We start from the raw sequence: 15,458 nt of genomic DNA, 5'->3' as shown, positions 1-15,458 counted from the left end.
GACCAGTTTTGCCACGCTTTCTGATGTGATCCGGCTCGACCTTGTGCTGATTAGAACCAACTCCAATTCTCCTCTTCCAATCATACGATAGACCGTCGCATGAGAAACTTCAAGCATGGTCATTACGCTTGAAATGCGAAACAGCACCGGCGCGGGCGCGTTCGTTACCGCCTCGTTTAATCTCACTGCAGCTCCCCGATTATTTGCGAAGTTGCTATTTTTGCATGATGAGAGCAGCTCGCTGTTGAGATAGCACACTGCGCTCTGCTTTGCCTGCGAAGGATCAATGTTCGCCGGCGTGGGCAGGCTTTCGCGAGTTTCGAAGTGGCGAGACGAGGAACGCGCCGTCTCGTGGCAGCGCAACCTAACGATGGCCCTGGACGTTTTTTGCTGGGTCGCGGGTGAGGTAGCAGGCCATGATGTCAGGTGATTGCGTGAAAAAGCCACCCGCCTTATCTTGAGGGAAGCTCGCCTCCGTGGGATAGCCCACGACCTGCCATCCGATATCTGAGTCCTTGGAATCATCGTGAGAGAGGGACAAAACTTCAAAGCGGCACGAAGACGACCCGCGTGTGAACCGGTAGGTTCGGCGCACGGATCCGCCGGCGTTTTCCTGCTCGATCAGGTTTGCCGGAAGCGCCGGGCATTGGCTGAAGGTGGTTAGCCAGGACACGGTCTTGGGTTGCACAGAAAGCGTGCCGTAGCATGCTCGCCCGGTGCCAAGGAAGCGACCGGTAAAGGGCGTGCTAGCCTGGGCTCCCACACTGAGCGCGATGCTGATGGCCGCCGCTGCGGCTCTCACGCGGCGCATTTGCGCTCCGGGAGTGCGGCCGATCGCATCACCGCGAGACAGTATTCGAGCTTTCTTGCATAGTCGGGATCGCCGATGTTGTACCGACTCGCAATGGTCGAAGGAGGCGCCATACTCCACCTCACAATAATTTTTTGGACTGCAGCTTTGCGATACTTGAGCGTCTGCCCTGCGTGAAGCGTGTGGATGCCGGCGTTGAGGCTCTTGATAGTATCAATGGTAGTTGAATTCGCCCGCGCAATGCGGTCAATGCTGTCTCCCGCTTTGACAGCCACCTCATACGTTTTCTTGTCGCGTTCATAAGGCACGGTTGCGATCGCGTAGGTTGCCAGCCGCATCAGTAGATAGCCAACTCCAGCACAGATATTCATGCGAGGCGTGCTGGCGACCGTCGCGATGGTCAGCTTGTCCTTGTATTCATCAGGAATGATGAGCGTGCCGCCTTCCTTGTCGGACAGCAGGGCGCGCAAGCCGGGATCACCGGGATTTCCGATCTGGATAGGGTTACTGCGCCATGCCCTGTTTCTCAGGCCCACCGGACTCTGTCCAGACCATAGCTTTAATGAGACGCCAATCAAGTTGGATGAAGCCGGCGGTGCCGAGCAGGTGCCGATTGTACTGGGCGACGATGAGTTGAATGTCGCAGTCGTATCCGTTCCATCTCGAATCCTCGCGAGCGCCGTCGATCGTATCCTGCCACAGTTCATATCCGGTCTTTGCCCTTGTCGTCGCGAGAGATCCTTGGTGAGCTGTCATTGTTCGCCTCTCGGGCTCATCGAGCCGTTAGTTGTGGGTTTTTAGCTGATGACGCGCTTAAAGGCGCGATGGTTTATGTTAGACATTGCGTGCTATCGCAATTTGCCCATACGCAATGACGGATCAGGCGCCGGTCCTGTTGGAGGCAAGCCGAAAAAAGTGTGATCTACCGGCGGAGGCGATTCGAGCCGAGCGAAGGCGAGGAAGCCCGTGAGGGCGCACCCCCGCGTATCACGGTGCTCCCCAAGAGCGCCGTCCACTGGCGATGCACGGACGGGTTCTGGTCTTCGTTTGGCCGTTGATTCAATTTGCGCTTGATTCTGCGTGCGGTGCGGGAGAAAGGACAGCTTGGCAAGACCAGATTGCATCTGATCTTTCCTGCCTGTTGAACCCGGCTTCGTGTTCAGGGCGTCTTCGGCTTTTCTGATCAGTGGTGCCGATGGAGCAAGTTGTCGCCTGCGGTAACTTTGCCGTTGTGGAATTGCTAACGCCGCTTGACGCAGCTCATCGGCAGCCGGTGCAGTCCGATTACAGTGGTGGTCGACGAGTCGCTGGTTAGGAGCAAGCCATGTTTTCGCTTCGCTCAAACGGCTTGCCCTGCGGGGCCGAGCTCGCTTCGCTCGTCACACCCCCAACTCCAACAACGTCCAGGTCCGCATCATGCCGCCCGATATCAGCACGCGAAAATCTGCCGGCGGCCGCCCCCGGGGCGATCCGGCAGCCGTGCGCAACGCCACGATCGGTGTGCGCGTCTCGGCCGGCGAGTACGCGACACTGCGTGCGAAGGCGGCGCAGATGCACATGACGCCGGCGCAGTGGCTGCGCGAAGCGGCCCTGGCGCGGCGTTTGCCATCGCCGCCGGTGGCTGCGATCAATCGCGAGCAGTACGCAGAACTCGCGCGCCTGGCGGCGAACCTGAACCAGCTGACGCGGCTCGCCAACGAAGGCGGGCGGGTGAAGGTCGCCGATGCGCTGCTGAGGCGGATGACAATCGAGGCGAAGCGGCTTCGCCTGGCGTTACTTGGTATCGGCGAGGCTGGCGAAGATCGCTAAGGCTATTAAGGGCAGGGGCTTTCGCGGCGCGCTCGAATACGACTTGAACAAGGAGAAGGGGAGTCTGATCGACACCAATATGGAGGGTGCCGATCCACGCGAGCTGGCTAAGGAATTTGGAGAGATCCGCAAGCTGCGGCCGAAGCTAGGCAAGGCGGTGCTGCACGTGTCGCTGTCGGCCGCACCTGGCGAACACTTGACCGATGCGCAGTGGACCGAGATAGGCCAGCGCTACCTGCATGGCATGGGGCTCGACGACAACCAATACCTGATCACGCGGCACGACGACATGGAGCACGAGCATGTGCATCTCTTGGTCAATCGCATCCGGTTCGACGGCGATGTCACCAGCGACAGTCATGACTATCGGCGCCACGAAGTCCTCATGCGCGCTATCGAACGCGATTATCAACTGGAGCCGGTGCATCCATCGATGGAATCCGTGCGCCGCGCAGCGACGAAGGGCGAGATCGAACAGGGCTTGAGGACGGGGATGCCGTCGACGCGCCAACGCCTGCAGCAGCTATGCTAGGGCGCTATTCCGGCGAGCCGCTGGCCCAGATCGACGGCGACGAAATCACCGCGCGCCGCACCGCCGCGGCGTCGGCGCTGGCGGCGCGTATTCTTGCGCCGGACGACGCCGCGACGCTGCTGGTGGTCGGCAGCGGCCGCGTGGCGCGCCTGCTGCCCGAGGCGTATCGCGCGGTGCGGCCGATCCGCGAGGTGATCGTCTGGAGCCGCAATCCCGAGGCCGCGCGGCGGATGGCGTCGGAACTGGCGGAGCAGGGCTTTGCCGCGCGCGCGTGCGCCGACCTGGAAGCGGCGGCGCGGCAGGCCGACATCGTCAGCTGCGCGACGCTGGCGACCGAGCCGGTGATGCGCGGCGAATGGCTGCGCGCGGGCAGCCACCTCGACCTGATCGGCGGTTTCACCCCGCAGATGCGCGAAGCCGACGACGCCTGCTTCGCCGGCGCGCGCCTGTTCGTCGATACCCCGGAAGCGCTGCAGAAGTCGGGCGACTTGCTCGGGCCGATGGCGCGCGGCGTGTTCGCACCAGGCGACCTCGCGGGCACGCTCGAATCGCTGTGCCGCGGCCAGGCCGTCGGACGCTGCGACGATGGTGAGCGCACCGTCTTCAAATCGGTGGGCACGGCCCTCGAAGACCTCGCCGCAGCGATGCTGGTGGCAAATCGTCTACTTTAAGCCCGCGCCGGCGCCTTTTTCGGCGCCTTCCTTGTGTTATTCACCATGCAATCAACGCAAACGTTGTTTTGCCTTGAGTTATCTTTCCTAAATTCAAGTTAAGCGCGTTACCGCACGTTGCGTGTTGCTCCGCACCACCCATACTGGCCTGGCTGGTCCGATTGCGTACGCATCGGCCACCGTTTTTCGGTCCGCAGGATGATCCCATCCGGCCCTGGCCAGGAAAAATAGCATCCACAAAAGGAAACACCCTCCATGAACGCTCTCAAGCGCTATTCCCGAACCCTGCTGTGCACGGTCGGACTCATCGTCACAACGCTCGTCGCCGGTTGCGGCGGCGGTGACCAGGGCCGCGACCCTATCCTCGGCCTGCCGGCCGCCACGCTCGTCAGCGTCGCCGTTACGCCAGCCACCGCGTCGGTCGCCATCGGCGCCACCCAGCAGTTCGTTGCCACCGCATCGTATTCGGATGGCTCGTCGCGTGACGTCAGCACCAGCTCGGCCTGGACGTCGGCTGCGCCTGCAGTCGCCACCGTCAATGCCGCCAACGGCCTTGCCACCGGCGTCAGCGCCGGCACCTCGGCGATCAGCGCTGCCTTCGCCGGCAAGAGCGCTTCAGCCACGCTGACCGTGCTGCCAGCGACGCTGCGTTCGATCGTGCTGCTGCCTGCCAACCCGTCGGTCAACATCGGCGCTTCGCAGCGCTTCACCGTCATGGGTACGTTCAGCGACAACACCACGCGCGACGTCACCGCTGCATCGACCTTCACGTCGGCCACCGCCGGCGTCGGCACGATCAACGCGACAACCGGCGTAGCGCTGGGCGTGAGCGCCGGCACTTCGCTGATCACCGCGACCTCCGGCACGCAGACTGCGAGCACCACGCTGACGGTCAATCCGGTCACGCTGTTGTCGATCTCGGTTGCTCCGCAAGCGCCGACGCTGCTGATTGGCGCGACGCGCCAGCTGGCCGTCACCGCCAACTACTCGAACTCCACCTCCGCTGACGTGACGGCGCTGTCGACCTTTGTGTCGGCGACTCCGGCCAAAGTGACCGTGAACGGCTCCGGCCTGCTGACCGGCGTCGCCGCCGGCGCCTCGGTGATCACCGCCACCTTCGGCACCCAGACCGCACAGACCACCGCCACCGTCAGCGCCGCGACCCTGTCGACCATCGCAGTCACGCCAGCCACCGCCACCGTGGCAATCGCCGGCACGCAGCAGTTCGTCGCCATCGGCACCTACTCGGATAACTCGACCGCCATCATCACCAACAGCGTGGTCTGGACCTCGTCCAACATCCTGGTCGGTACCGTCCTGAATACCGGCGTCGCTACCGGCGTCGCTCCAGGCAACACCACCATCACCGCCACGCAGGGCGCCAAGTCTGGCACCGCTGTGCTGACCGTGACCGCCGCTGCAATCCCACCTGTCGTGCTGAATCCGGTTCCACTGGGCCGCGCAACCAACTTCGGCGTGTTGGCCGGTACGTCGATCACCAACAATTCGGGTGGCTCGACCTTGGTGAAGGGCGACGTTGGTTCGCCGTCGCAGACCGTCGATCCGCGCGTGGACACTGGCTTTTTCAACTACAAGTCGGGCGCGATCCTCGACGGCGCGCTGGCTGACCTGGATGTTGCCATCACCAACGCGAACGCCCGTCCGTGCGACGTCACGTTCGCCGGCAACATCGACCTGGGCGGCACTTCGCTGGCGCCTAATGTCTACTGCTACTCCGGCACGATCAGCGTCACCGGCACCTTGACCCTGAACGGTCCTGGCGTCTACATCATCCGTACGCCGCTGACGCTCGACACCACCGCCAATTCGATCGTCAGGTTGATCAACGGTGCCACCGCGGACAACGTGTTCTGGGTGCCGGTCGGCGCCACCACGCTGGGCGCCAACAGCGCCTTCCAGGGTTCGATCCTGGCCCGTGCGGCCGCGATCACCGCGGGCGACAACGCCACGCTGCTGAACGGCCGTGCGCTGAGCGGCGCCGCGGTCACCCTGAGCAACAACCTGATCACCAAGTAATCCCACCGAAAGCGATACGACATCATGAAATCAGCTAAGAAAATCGGCGCCCTGAGCGCCATCGCATTCGCGGTGCTGGCCAGCCAGGCCGCGTGGGCGGGCGAAGACACCTTCATCAACCCGGACTGGGCCAATCACGCTTACTACATCGGCGCAGGCATCGGCCAGTCGCGCGTCAACATCGACGACCAGCGCCTGAAAGCCAGCTTGACCGCCAACGGCGCCACGCTGGGCAGCTTTACCACCGACGAGCGTTCGACCGGCGGCAAGCTGTTCGCCGGTAAGCAGCTGAACCAGTACTTCGCGGTGGAATTGGCCTACTTCGACCTGGGCAAGTTCGGTTTCAACTCGACCACCTCGGGCGGCGGCGTATTGAACGGGAACGTCGGCTTCCGCGGCGGCTCGCTGGATCTGATCGCGCAGCTGCCGCTGTCGCAGCGCATTTCGGTGTTCGCCCGCGGCGGCATGAATTACGCCGCGGCGAAAGCCCACTTCACGGGCAATCGCCTGTTCGCGGCGACCAATCCGGAGCCGCGCGAGCGCAAGCTCAATGCCAAGGCCGGCCTGGGCCTGGAATTCAAGTTCAGCGAAGCGCTGGCGATGCGCGCCGAAGTCGAGCGTTATCGCGTGAACGATGCGGTGGGCAATCGCGGCGACGTCGACCTGGCGTCGGTCAGCCTGGTCTACAAGCTGGGCCGCCCGGTCGCGAGCAAGGTAGTCTACGCCGCGCCGCCGGTGGTTGAAGCGATGCCGGCGCCGCAAGCCGCGCCGACTCCGCCGCCACCGCCGCCAGCACCGACGCCTGTGTCGGAAAAGGTCTCGTTCGCCGCCGAGTCGCTGTTCGACTTCGACAAGGCGATCGTCAAGCCGGAAGGCAAAGCCGGTCTGGACGACCTGCTGCGCAAGCTGGAAGGCATGAACACCGAAGCGATGATCACGGTCGGCCATACCGACTCGATCGGCAGCGCCGAGTACAACCAGAAGCTGTCGCTGCGCCGCGCCGAAGCGGTCAAGTCCTACTTGGTGTCGAAAGGCGTCGACGCGTCGCGCATCTTCGTTGAAGGCAAGGGCGAAGCCCAGCCAGTGGCCGACAACAAGACCGCCGCCGGCCGCGCCAAGAACCGCCGCGTGACCGTGGAAGTGGTCGGCACCCGCACCGTCAAGTAACACCGCGAGCAATCGCCGAAAGCCGTCCGGTGCAAGCCGGGCGGTTTTTTTTCGTCGAACGGAAAGGCGTAGACTCGAAAACGAGTGTACATGTCTAGTGCTCTCGCTGGCGACCGAGCCGGTGATCCGCGGCGAATGGTTGCGCGCGGCAGCCATCTGGACCTGATCGGCAACTTCACGCCGCAGACGCGCGAAGCGGATGACGACTGCTCCGCCGGCGCGCAGCTGTTCGTCGATACGCCGAAAGCGCTACAGAAGTCGGGCGACCTGCTCGGGCCGATGGCGCGCGGCGTGTTTGCAGTCGCTGATACCGGCGGCACGCTTGAGGCGCTGTGCCGCGGCCAAGCTGTGGGCCGGCGCTACGGCGGCCAACGAACGGTATTCAAGTCGGTGGGAATTGCGCTCGAAGACTTGGCGGCGACAATGCTTGTGATGGAGGGGGGCCGCACTGCCCGGGCGACCTTTTTTCGCCGGAGGAAATCGGGGAGACTTGTTTTGATGGCATGCCATTAGTTGGCCGATGAAGTCTCTGGAGAAAACCGTGTCCGATTTAAATGTATCGACATCCTCGTCCTTCCCGCTACAAATCCACGCCGCGCCAAAGGCATTGGGTTTGGGCGCCTCGCAAATTGCCACAATCGCAAAATCGATCGCCGATCAGTTAGGCTTTAAACCGGGCGATGATCTTGTCGCGCTGGTGCAAAAATTGGGGGGGGCGGATCAGCCACGTAGATATGTGGAGCACGGGCTCTTCTGATTCCGGCTCCATTGAAGTCCGGGCAATACTTTCGAAATTCGGCTTTCGATTGCCACAGGTCCGTTGAGGGATCGGTTCACTATCGCCCATGAGTTTGGCCACTTCGTCTTGCACTATTTGTATCGCAAGCAGGTGCTCCAGGAGCCCATCGGCGAACTCGTGGCTCAACGTTACGGAACAAACCAGGCAGAGAAAGAGGCCAATTGGTTTGCGGCCGCATTCTTAATGCCTGAAGCGGAATTTCGGTTCGAACACCAAAAATGTGCAGGCGACCATTCCGAACTTTCTCGAATCTTTCTGGTTTCTACTGCGGCTTCTCGCGTGCGCGCTCAGTCACTCGGACTTGAGCCACGCTGATGACTGAAGAAGAAAAGCTGGAAGCTGTAAAGAATCTTCCTCCATCCTACAAGCCGCATCTGCGGCTTTTTCTTAGCGCAGATATTGTTGGTCGACCGCCTTTAAACAGAGTGCTGGGCCGAGTTCTGGCGGACAAAAGGCACTGGCGAATATCCTCGATGGTTCTCGATCGTACTAGCGTTTGATCAGCAAGCTGAGCAGACATTTGCTGCCAAGTGGTTGGCAATGACCAAATTGCACACGGGTGCGGCCGCTGGGCACGATATCTCTGGGAGGCGCCTGAACTGTGGAAGACAATTGGCGACGAGGTGCTATTCACGAAACGCATCGACCATCCGGTGCAAGCAGGGGTTTGTCTCGGGGTATGGATTCAGACTCTGGGTGAACTGAGGGAGAAGTTGCGAGTTCACAAATTGGATGTTAAGGCTACAGCATGGCTCGCCGATTTTCCTGTTCGCAATAACGAGATTATTCTGCAGAAAAATGCGGTGCATGCGCTCGACGTCGATGAAGATCAGCATTACATATTTTCCAACCAGGCAGCGTTAGATGCCTTCTACAATAAGCATCCTGACGACCGCCGGCCGAAATTCTTCGTGATTTCATCGGACCTTCAATCGATACAGGTTTTAGACTGGGTGGATTCGCTTCTGATCGCAAATTAGTGATGTCTGTCGAATTGGCATACGTAATCGCGGCGGAGCAAGTTCGCGCCAGTGAACGTAGACAAATATATAACCTCGGAACGTTCGTGCTGCCTGATTTTATGTTCAAGTATGAGGGGCGCCATTCGTTGAAAGGCGTCTTAGGGGGAGTTCCTTATCCAATCATCTGGGTGGATCTCGCCCCAGAAGACCCGGTTTTTAGGGCAGAAGATAACGTTCTTCGCACGCCCGCGCCGACCGCAGCAGAAGTGTTGGCGTTAACTAAAGCCTTCATAGATTCCCAGTCATTCCTTTCGCCACCATATATTGAAGGGTGTGTATTCAGCGAATATTCGTCACTGTCAGCGACGGACTCAGCTCTGCTGCTTGATCGATACGAAAGCATTAACACTGTCCGGGAATCGTTGGTTATTGAGAAGGATGTGGAAGCCGCGCAAGGACCCAATGAACCTACAGGAAGCGTTTCTGTAATTCAGCTGGATTTCGGCCAAGTTGTGACTCCCGCCGAAACCGATCCCCAGTAAGTTCAAAAGGGTCAGCTCTGCCATTCAGACGCGAGTTCAGCATTCAATTCCTGGAAAAGCCTCTTTGATTTCATTAGGCCCCGTTTTTGAACGGTGAACGTGCTCAGCACTCGATGGACGCAAGCTCGCGGCGGAACCCAGAAGGGCGTCAGGTGCGCAGAGCTAGACCCCGGCTTTGCGGCACCGAAAGACGTAAAAAAGGCCATTGGCTCCCGAGGAGAATGGCCTTTTTGCTTTGATTTGCGCGCGAGTTGCTGGTGCCCAGAGCCGGAATCGAACCGGCACGCCGCGAAGCGGCAGATTTTGAGTCTGCTGTGTCTACCAGTTCCACCATCCGGGCAGCATTACAGCGCAAGCCCCGCATTATAGACGACAGATGGGCAGAAAACGAGTTTTTTGTGCGCTTCAGGCCGTTTCGACCCGTCGATCCTAGTGCCGGGAATCATCGTTCAGGCGTATCATCTGCACTCCCTGAGCACTCCCGCCGTCCAGCACGGCGGCAAGCACGATGAAGAACAAGAAGATCCGCGAAATTATCCTCGGCAAACCGCTCGACCCGATGAAGAGCGAGACCCGCCATTCGATGGTGCTGGTCGCGTTCCTGGCCTGGGTCGGCCTCGGCGCAGACGGCCTGTCCTCGTCCGCCTACGGCCCCGAAGAGACCTTTCGCGCGCTCGGCGCCCACACCCACCTCGGCCTGTACATGGCGATCGCCACGGCCGTCACCGTCTTCATCATCGCGCTGGCCTACAACCAGGTGATCGAGCTGTTCCCGACCGGCGGCGGCGGCTACCGGGTCGCCACCAAGCTGGTCGGACCCTACATGGGCCTGACCTCGGGCTGCGCGCTGGTACTCGACTACGTGCTGACGATCGCGATCTCGATCGCGTCCGGCGTCGATGCGCTGGCCTCGTTCCTGCCGCTCGGCTTCCAGCCGTACAAGCTGTGGGCCGAAGCCTTCTTCATCGGGCTGCTGATCGTGATGAACCTGCGCGGGCTGAAGGAAGCGATCCAGATCCTGCTGCCGATCTTCCTCGGCTTCGTCGCCACCCACCTGGTGCTGATCGTGTACGGCATCGTGGTGCATTCCTCGCACCTGCCAGGACTGGTGCCGGCGACGATGGCGGAAACCGGCGAGCTGGCGAAGAGCATGGGCTGGACCGGCGTGGCCGGCATGCTGCTGCTGGCCTACTCGCAAGGCGGCGGCACCTACACCGGCCTGGAAGCGGTGTCGAACAACGTCAACTTGCTGGCCGAACCGCGCGTCCGTACCGGCAAGATCACGATGATGTACATGGCGCTGTCGCTGGCGTTCACCGCGGCCGGCATCATCCTGCTCTACCTGCTGTGGGACGCGCGTCCGGTGGAAGGCGAAACGCTCAACGCGTCGACCTTCAAGGCCATCATCGCCAGCGCGGGACTGGGCGGCCAGACCTTGAACCAGGCCTTGCTGGTGATCGTGCTGGCGTTCGAGGCGGGCCTATTGTTCGTCGCGGCCAATACGGGCTTTCTCGGCGGCCCGTCGGTGCTGTCGAACATGGCGGCCGACTCGTGGCTGCCGCACAAATTCCGCTACCTGTCTACCCGCCTGGTCACCGAGAACGGCATCCTGGTACTGGGGATCGCGGCGCTGGCGATCCTGTTCTGGACCGGCGGTAAAGTGCAGCTGCTGGTGGTGCTGTACTCGATCTCGGTATTCCTCACCTTCGCCATTTCCCTGTTCGGCCTGTGCCTGTACTGGTGGCAGAGCCGCAAGCAGCACGGCTTGCGCTGGATCCGGCGCTTCCTGCTGTCGATGCTCGGCTTCGTCATCTGCGCCGGCATCCTGGTGATACTGCTGATCGAGCGGTTCGCGGAAGGCGGCTGGGCGACGGTGGCGATCATCGCGGCGATGGCGGCCCTGTGCGTCTACATCCGCAACCACTACCGCGAAACCAAGCAGGCGATCCATTCGGTCGACGAGGTGTTCGCGAACCAGCCGTTCGGTCCCGGCACCGAGGCGGTGGAGCCCGAGCCCGAGGCGCAGACCGCGGTGTTCATCGTCGGCTCGTCGCGCGGCGGCGGCTTGCACGCCTTGCTGTGGGTGTTGCGCATGTTCCCGGGCCACTTCAAGAACTTCATCTTCGTGAACGCGCGCACGGTCGATTCGCATGCCTACGGCGGCGAAGGGGCGCTCGAAAAAATGCGGGAAGAGGCGGCCGACACGCTGGAGTTTTTCGTCGATTTCTGCCACAGCCATGGCATGGCGTCGGCCTCGTATATCGGTTTCGGCACGGATGCGGTCGATGAGGTGACCAAGATGTGCGAGGAGATCAACCGCAGCTTCCCGAACTCGATTTTCTTCACCAGCAAGCTCATTTTCGCGCAGGACAACTGGTTCACGCGCGTGCTGCACAACCAGGCGGCGCTGGCGGTGCAGCGCCGCCTGCACCTCGAGGGCCTGCAGATGGTGATCCTGCCGATGAAGGTATAAGCTCAGGCGGCCAGCTTCTGCTGCAGCATTCGCAGCGTCGCGAACGGGCCGCCGATCAGAATCGCGTGCTCGTGGACGGTGATGGCGATCGCATTGCCCTGCATGTGAAACAGCGTCGGCTTGCGGCAGTAGATGCGGGTGCACTCGGCCGGCGATTCGGCCGGCGTGTAGCCCATCGCAAGGATGGTCTCGTCGAGCGTCTTGATGAAGTGATGCGCGTGGAAGCGGGTGAACACTTCGAACTTGGCCGGCAGCGCGGCGAACACCGGCACCATGCCGCCCAACAGCACCGGCACCAGGATGTAGCCGACCGGCGCGCTCGGGTCGTACGCGATGAACAGCGCGGCGATCAGGGTCAGGCCGACCGCCAGCGTGAGCGCCAGCGACAGTGTCTCGCGCCACGACTGTACCGGGCCCAGCGCACGGTAGGACTCGTTGGACCTGACGACCTGCGACAGCGATACGCTTTTCATGATGTGCTCCTGAAAGGGAACCGGTTAGCCAGCCTTCATTCTCGACGCCAAGCCCGATAATGAATTGATATTTCTCAAGCCGCAGGACGGTGCCGGCCCCAACCGGAGCCCGGCGCAGTGCGTTTATGCAATCGGGGTAAATCCAGCGCTGGCGCGGGCCGCGGCAACTGCGTATGCTGGCGATCCCATCCTTTTTCGAACCGGAACCATGAACAAGACCCGCATCTTCCTCGGCTACCTCGGCGGCGCGATCCTCGTGCTGAGCAGCGTGGCGCATACGCTGATGGGATGGCCGGGCATCCGCGCCGAATTGGCCAGGTCGGCGGCGTCGCCCGACCTAGTGCAAGGCATGCAAATGGCGTGGTACTTCGGGGGCATGGCGATGCTGGTGTTTGGCGCGATCGTGATCGCGCTGTTCCGCGCGGCGCAACTGGGGCGCCCGCTGCCGCCGCTGGTGGTGCCGGCGATCGGCGCCGGCTACCTGGCGTTCGGCCTGTTCGAGCTGGTGGCGACGGGCTACCAGCCGTTCACCGCCATCTTCATCGTGCCGGGGCTGCTGCTGCTGGCGGCGTCGGCACGCCGCTGACGCGCCGGTACAGCCGGAAGCGCTCGCGGCGGTCGATCGCGCGCCGGCCTTCCCACAGCAGCGACCATTGCTTGCCGCGGAACGCCGGCTGGATTTCGCGGTCGTCCTTCAGGTCCACGCTGTCTTGCAGCAGCAGCAGGTTGCACTGGGTGACGCCGGCGCCGGCGAACGCCAGCGGGCCGTAATAGGCGAACGAGGCGCGCTGCGCCGGGCCGACATTGGTGGCGATGCAGTCGCTGCCTTCCGGCACGTGGGCTACGATCTGCTGCGCGACGGCGCGGTAGCTCTTGCCGAAATTGAGCTGCGGCAGCAGCAGCGTCATCAACAGCACCCAGAACAGGATCAGGCCGCCCGAGGATAGCACCACCGCGCGCCACAGCACGGCCGGCTGGCGCGAGATGCGCCAGTGCACCAGCACGAACCAGCCGATGGTGGCGGCGGCGGCGACCAGGAAGGACAGCAGGCCGAACTCGGCGTGGAAGCCCGGCAGCAGGCGTGCGGCGTTCTTGGCCAGCTGGTGCGGCCAGCCGGTCAGCGTGGCGATCCACCACAGCCAGGTCACGGCGGCGATCATGGTCAGCACCATCACGGAGAACCAGTCGATCGCGTTGATGGCGCCGCGCTTCATCGCCGGCAGGCCGAAGGCGGCCATGATGGCCAGCGGCGGCAAGAGTTTCAGCAGGTCGCCGTTTTCCGGCGACGGATCGAACAGGATCAGCAGCGTGAGGGCGCCGACGAACGACAGCGGCAGCACGATGTGCAGCAGGTGGCGCTGGCGCCGCCAGGCGTAGATCGCCCACAGCGCAAACGGCCACGCCGGCCAGAAGAACCAGATGCCCACCTTGAAGAAGGCCTTGAGCGAGTCCCACGACGGCAGCCCGATCTGGCTGAAGTTCCAGGCCATCCAGGATTCGACCGGCGACAGGTTCAGCGGATGCAGCACGGCCGACGGCACGATCCAGATCAGCGTGATCAAGAGCGCCACCAGCACGGCCGTGGCCAGGTCGCGCAGCGTGCGCGCCATGGGCATGTCGAGAAAATGGGTGCACAGCGCCAGCGCCAGCGTCAGCGTGACGGGCGACAGCCAGCCGCGCGTCAGCGTCAGCGTGCCAAGCGCCACGCCGATCAGCACGGCATTGCGCGGGCCGGGCGCCTCCACGTAGCGCACGGCGCGGTAGAGGAAATAGGCCAGCAGTGAGCCTTGCAGGGTGACGGCCAGGGTTTCGTGGCTATGCAACAACAGGCCGAGGCAGCCGAGGTAGATCAGGGTGGCGGTGTCGGCCAGGGTGCGGCCGTAGTCGTTCGGTTCGGGCTGGCCGCCGAAGGCCAGGCGCAGCGGCTGGGCGTCGGCGCGCCGGCCCAGGTGGAAGGCGGTGTACCAGACCGACAGCGCGCCGGTGACGAAGATGCCGATGGTCGATACGCGAGCGGCCATCACGTCGCCCAGCAGCCAGCCGAACAGCTTGATGCACAGGGCGCCGAGCCAGAATGCCAGCGGGCCTTCTTCGGCCGCGGGCAGACCGGCGATATTGGGCATGAGCCAGTCGTTGATGCCGCCGTGCGCCATGGTCCACATGATGCCGAAGCTGGCGGCGTCGTCCTTCCATGGATCGCGCCCGATCAGGCCTGGCAGGATGTACAGCAGGCCGAGGCCGAAGATGGCCCAGCGTGGCAAGGCGAGGGTGGCGGCGGCGGGGAGGCGGACTGGCTTCATCGATAACATTGGTAGCGGGCACAGCCCTTAATTTGCTTAGTGCGTAGTATCCGCGAAAAAAAAGCAGCCGTAGCTGCTTTTTTCACGTGCTGCGGAAAACTTAGCCGTTGGCGACTGCAGTCTTCGAACCGACAGCGCCGAATTTCTGGCGGAATTTCTCGACGCGGCCAGCGGTGTCGACGATCTTGTGCTTGCCGGTGTAGAACGGGTGCGATTCAGCCGACACCTCGATCTTGACCAGTGGGTACTCCTGACCTTCGTGGGTGATTTTCTCACGGGTCTGGATGGTCGAACGGGAGATGAATTTGAAGTCGCACGAAACGTCGTGGAACACAACATCGCGGTAATCTGGGTGGATATCTTTACGCATGGTCTTGCCTCTTGAGTGTTGGTAGCCAAACTGCACTTCGTCGGTCGTCTTGCCTCTTGACCCGATTGCCGATCACTTGCCAGGGGTTAGTTACTGCAACCGGCGATTATAAGCCAGTTGGAGGATTGAGGCAATCCGAACCGTCCAGCAAGCTGCCAAATCAGATTTTGGTTAGCACCGCGGCAATAACTCCCGCGAAACCGATCAGGAGGCTGACCGCAACTCCCACCATCCAGTGGGTCATCGTAGTGAATGATTTATGCATGTCGACTTCGAGCTTCGAAATACGCGCATCAAGCTGGGAGCGCAACTCGATAAGGTCGGACTTTGTCGCGATCGTTGGCAAAATTACATCGAAACGTGTTTCGAGGATGATCAATCGCCTATCCATCTTATGATAGTAGGCAGGCGGCTCGCTGTTTGCAAGCTCAGGCTCTGGAACATCGGAAGGTGCGCTCATGGCAGCGATAGTTGGTCGGAATACTCGACTGTCGCATGAGCTATCGATTCCA

The 15,458-nt window shown here is 62.0% G+C and carries 18 protein-coding genes, 1 tRNA gene and 1 pseudogene; 12 read left to right on the top strand and 8 right to left on the bottom strand.

What is annotated here, in order from left to right; genetic code table 11:
- Positions 1 to 364 precede the first annotated feature (364 nt).
- Genes Q4S45_RS17715 through Q4S45_RS17705 form a run of 3 tightly spaced genes read right to left on the bottom strand, consistent with a single transcriptional unit; the run spans position 365 to position 1,567 of the window.
- Entirely contained in the window at positions 365 to 811 is a 447-nt protein-coding gene (locus Q4S45_RS17715) for a hypothetical protein (protein ID WP_305506533.1), read from the bottom strand.
- Entirely contained in the window at positions 799 to 1,281 is a 483-nt protein-coding gene (locus Q4S45_RS17710) for a LysM domain-containing protein (protein ID WP_305506531.1), read from the bottom strand. Before Q4S45_RS17710 ends, Q4S45_RS17715 begins: the two co-directional genes overlap by 13 nt.
- A 34-nt stretch (positions 1,282 to 1,315) precedes the next feature.
- Complete coding sequence (locus tag Q4S45_RS17705; RefSeq protein WP_305506529.1) at positions 1,316 to 1,567, bottom strand: hypothetical protein; 252 nt, start codon at positions 1,565 to 1,567, stop codon at positions 1,316 to 1,318.
- Between the two features lie 660 nt (positions 1,568 to 2,227).
- Here Q4S45_RS17705 and mobC point away from each other — a divergent pair.
- The 10 genes and pseudogenes from mobC (at position 2,228) to Q4S45_RS17655 (ending at position 9,330) form a co-directional block, all read left to right on the top strand.
- The gene (gene mobC, locus Q4S45_RS17700) at positions 2,228 to 2,620 is read left to right on the top strand and encodes a plasmid mobilization relaxosome protein MobC (protein ID WP_305506526.1); all 393 of its coding nucleotides are present in this window, start codon (positions 2,228 to 2,230) and stop codon (positions 2,618 to 2,620) included.
- 43 nt (positions 2,621 to 2,663) lie between these two features.
- Positions 2,664 to 3,152, top strand: coding sequence for a relaxase/mobilization nuclease domain-containing protein (locus Q4S45_RS17695; RefSeq protein WP_305506524.1), 489 nt, complete (start codon positions 2,664 to 2,666; stop codon positions 3,150 to 3,152).
- An 8-nt stretch (positions 3,153 to 3,160) separates the two neighbouring features.
- Positions 3,161 to 3,823: pseudogene (locus tag Q4S45_RS17690) on the top strand (ornithine cyclodeaminase family protein); the annotation flags it as partial.
- A 255-nt stretch (positions 3,824 to 4,078) separates the two neighbouring features.
- Complete coding sequence (locus Q4S45_RS17685) at positions 4,079 to 5,860, top strand: Ig-like domain-containing protein (protein ID WP_305506523.1); 1,782 nt, start codon at positions 4,079 to 4,081, stop codon at positions 5,858 to 5,860.
- 24 nt (positions 5,861 to 5,884) lie between these two features.
- Positions 5,885 to 7,027 carry an OmpA family protein gene (locus Q4S45_RS23245; RefSeq protein ID WP_374046051.1) on the top strand — a complete coding sequence of 381 codons (1,143 nt, stop codon included), beginning with the start codon at positions 5,885 to 5,887 and terminating at the stop codon, positions 7,025 to 7,027.
- A gap of 90 nt (positions 7,028 to 7,117) precedes the next feature.
- Positions 7,118 to 7,540, top strand: coding sequence for a hypothetical protein (locus Q4S45_RS17670; RefSeq protein WP_308633153.1), 423 nt, complete (start codon positions 7,118 to 7,120; stop codon positions 7,538 to 7,540).
- Between the two features lie 28 nt (positions 7,541 to 7,568).
- On the top strand, positions 7,569 to 7,784 hold the full coding sequence (locus Q4S45_RS17665) for a hypothetical protein (protein WP_305506521.1): 216 nt from the start codon (positions 7,569 to 7,571) through the stop codon (positions 7,782 to 7,784).
- Positions 7,785 to 7,847: 63 nt separating this feature from the next.
- Positions 7,848 to 8,141: an ImmA/IrrE family metallo-endopeptidase gene (locus Q4S45_RS23240; RefSeq protein ID WP_374046050.1), complete on the top strand. Its 294-nt coding sequence runs from the start codon at positions 7,848 to 7,850 to the stop codon at positions 8,139 to 8,141.
- A gap of 215 nt (positions 8,142 to 8,356) precedes the next feature.
- Complete coding sequence (locus tag Q4S45_RS17660) at positions 8,357 to 8,806, top strand: hypothetical protein (protein ID WP_305506519.1); 450 nt, start codon at positions 8,357 to 8,359, stop codon at positions 8,804 to 8,806.
- 2 nt (positions 8,807 to 8,808) lie between these two features.
- Complete coding sequence (locus Q4S45_RS17655; protein ID WP_305506517.1) at positions 8,809 to 9,330, top strand: hypothetical protein; 522 nt, start codon at positions 8,809 to 8,811, stop codon at positions 9,328 to 9,330.
- A 255-nt stretch (positions 9,331 to 9,585) separates the two neighbouring features.
- On the opposite strand, the gene Q4S45_RS17650 is transcribed toward Q4S45_RS17655, so the two are convergent.
- Positions 9,586 to 9,670: transfer RNA gene (locus Q4S45_RS17650), tRNA-Leu, on the bottom strand.
- Between the two features lie 168 nt (positions 9,671 to 9,838).
- Here Q4S45_RS17650 and Q4S45_RS17645 point away from each other — a divergent pair.
- A complete protein-coding gene (locus Q4S45_RS17645; RefSeq protein WP_305506515.1) occupies positions 9,839 to 11,803 on the top strand; it encodes an APC family permease in 1,965 nt (654 codons plus the stop codon).
- 2 nt (positions 11,804 to 11,805) lie between these two features.
- Here Q4S45_RS17645 and Q4S45_RS17640 read toward each other — a convergent pair whose 3' ends face one another.
- On the bottom strand, positions 11,806 to 12,276 hold the full coding sequence (locus Q4S45_RS17640; RefSeq protein ID WP_305506514.1) for a hypothetical protein: 471 nt from the start codon (positions 12,274 to 12,276) through the stop codon (positions 11,806 to 11,808).
- A 208-nt stretch (positions 12,277 to 12,484) separates the two neighbouring features.
- On the opposite strand from Q4S45_RS17640, the gene Q4S45_RS17635 reads away from it, so the two are divergent.
- A complete protein-coding gene (locus tag Q4S45_RS17635; RefSeq protein WP_305506513.1) occupies positions 12,485 to 12,862 on the top strand; it encodes a hypothetical protein in 378 nt (125 codons plus the stop codon).
- On the opposite strand, the gene Q4S45_RS17630 is transcribed toward Q4S45_RS17635, so the two are convergent.
- From Q4S45_RS17630 to Q4S45_RS17620, 3 genes are all read right to left on the bottom strand, one after another.
- A complete protein-coding gene (locus Q4S45_RS17630) occupies positions 12,816 to 14,576 on the bottom strand; it encodes a glycosyltransferase family 39 protein (protein WP_305506511.1) in 1,761 nt (586 codons plus the stop codon). The genes Q4S45_RS17635 and Q4S45_RS17630 overlap by 47 nt on opposite strands.
- 100 nt (positions 14,577 to 14,676) lie before the next feature.
- Entirely contained in the window at positions 14,677 to 14,946 is a 270-nt protein-coding gene (locus Q4S45_RS17625) for a type B 50S ribosomal protein L31 (RefSeq protein ID WP_305506509.1), read from the bottom strand.
- A 160-nt stretch (positions 14,947 to 15,106) separates the two neighbouring features.
- Positions 15,107 to 15,406: a hypothetical protein gene (locus Q4S45_RS17620; protein ID WP_305506507.1), complete on the bottom strand. Its 300-nt coding sequence runs from the start codon at positions 15,404 to 15,406 to the stop codon at positions 15,107 to 15,109.
- Positions 15,407 to 15,458 lie beyond the last annotated feature (52 nt).

Origin of the sequence: Massilia sp. R2A-15, from assembly GCF_030704305.1 — a bacterium.
Classification (GTDB): Bacteria; Pseudomonadota; Gammaproteobacteria; order Burkholderiales; family Burkholderiaceae_D; genus JAFCUW01.
Note: the sequence above shows the minus strand (reverse complement) of the source record. Positions and strands in the feature narration are given on the sequence as shown.

Coding starts and splice junctions, on each gene's coding strand:
- Q4S45_RS17705 (WP_305506529.1), bottom strand. CDS start 1,567: ATGACAGCTCACCAAGGATCTCTCGCGACGACAAGGGCAAAGACCGGA.
- mobC (WP_305506526.1), top strand. CDS start 2,228: ATGCCGCCCGATATCAGCACGCGAAAATCTGCCGGCGGCCGCCCCCGG.
- Q4S45_RS17670 (WP_308633153.1), top strand. CDS start 7,118: ATGTCTAGTGCTCTCGCTGGCGACCGAGCCGGTGATCCGCGGCGAATG.
- Q4S45_RS17715 (WP_305506533.1), bottom strand. CDS start 811: ATGCGCCGCGTGAGAGCCGCAGCGGCGGCCATCAGCATCGCGCTCAGT.
- Q4S45_RS17640 (WP_305506514.1), bottom strand. CDS start 12,276: ATGAAAAGCGTATCGCTGTCGCAGGTCGTCAGGTCCAACGAGTCCTAC.
- Q4S45_RS17625 (WP_305506509.1), bottom strand. CDS start 14,946: ATGCGTAAAGATATCCACCCAGATTACCGCGATGTTGTGTTCCACGAC.
- Q4S45_RS23245 (WP_374046051.1), top strand. CDS start 5,885: ATGAAATCAGCTAAGAAAATCGGCGCCCTGAGCGCCATCGCATTCGCG.
- Q4S45_RS17655 (WP_305506517.1), top strand. CDS start 8,809: ATGTCTGTCGAATTGGCATACGTAATCGCGGCGGAGCAAGTTCGCGCC.
- Q4S45_RS17630 (WP_305506511.1), bottom strand. CDS start 14,576: ATGAAGCCAGTCCGCCTCCCCGCCGCCGCCACCCTCGCCTTGCCACGC.
- Q4S45_RS17620 (WP_305506507.1), bottom strand. CDS start 15,406: ATGAGCGCACCTTCCGATGTTCCAGAGCCTGAGCTTGCAAACAGCGAG.
- Q4S45_RS17645 (WP_305506515.1), top strand. CDS start 9,839: ATGAAGAACAAGAAGATCCGCGAAATTATCCTCGGCAAACCGCTCGAC.
- Q4S45_RS17685 (WP_305506523.1), top strand. CDS start 4,079: ATGAACGCTCTCAAGCGCTATTCCCGAACCCTGCTGTGCACGGTCGGA.
- Q4S45_RS17635 (WP_305506513.1), top strand. CDS start 12,485: ATGAACAAGACCCGCATCTTCCTCGGCTACCTCGGCGGCGCGATCCTC.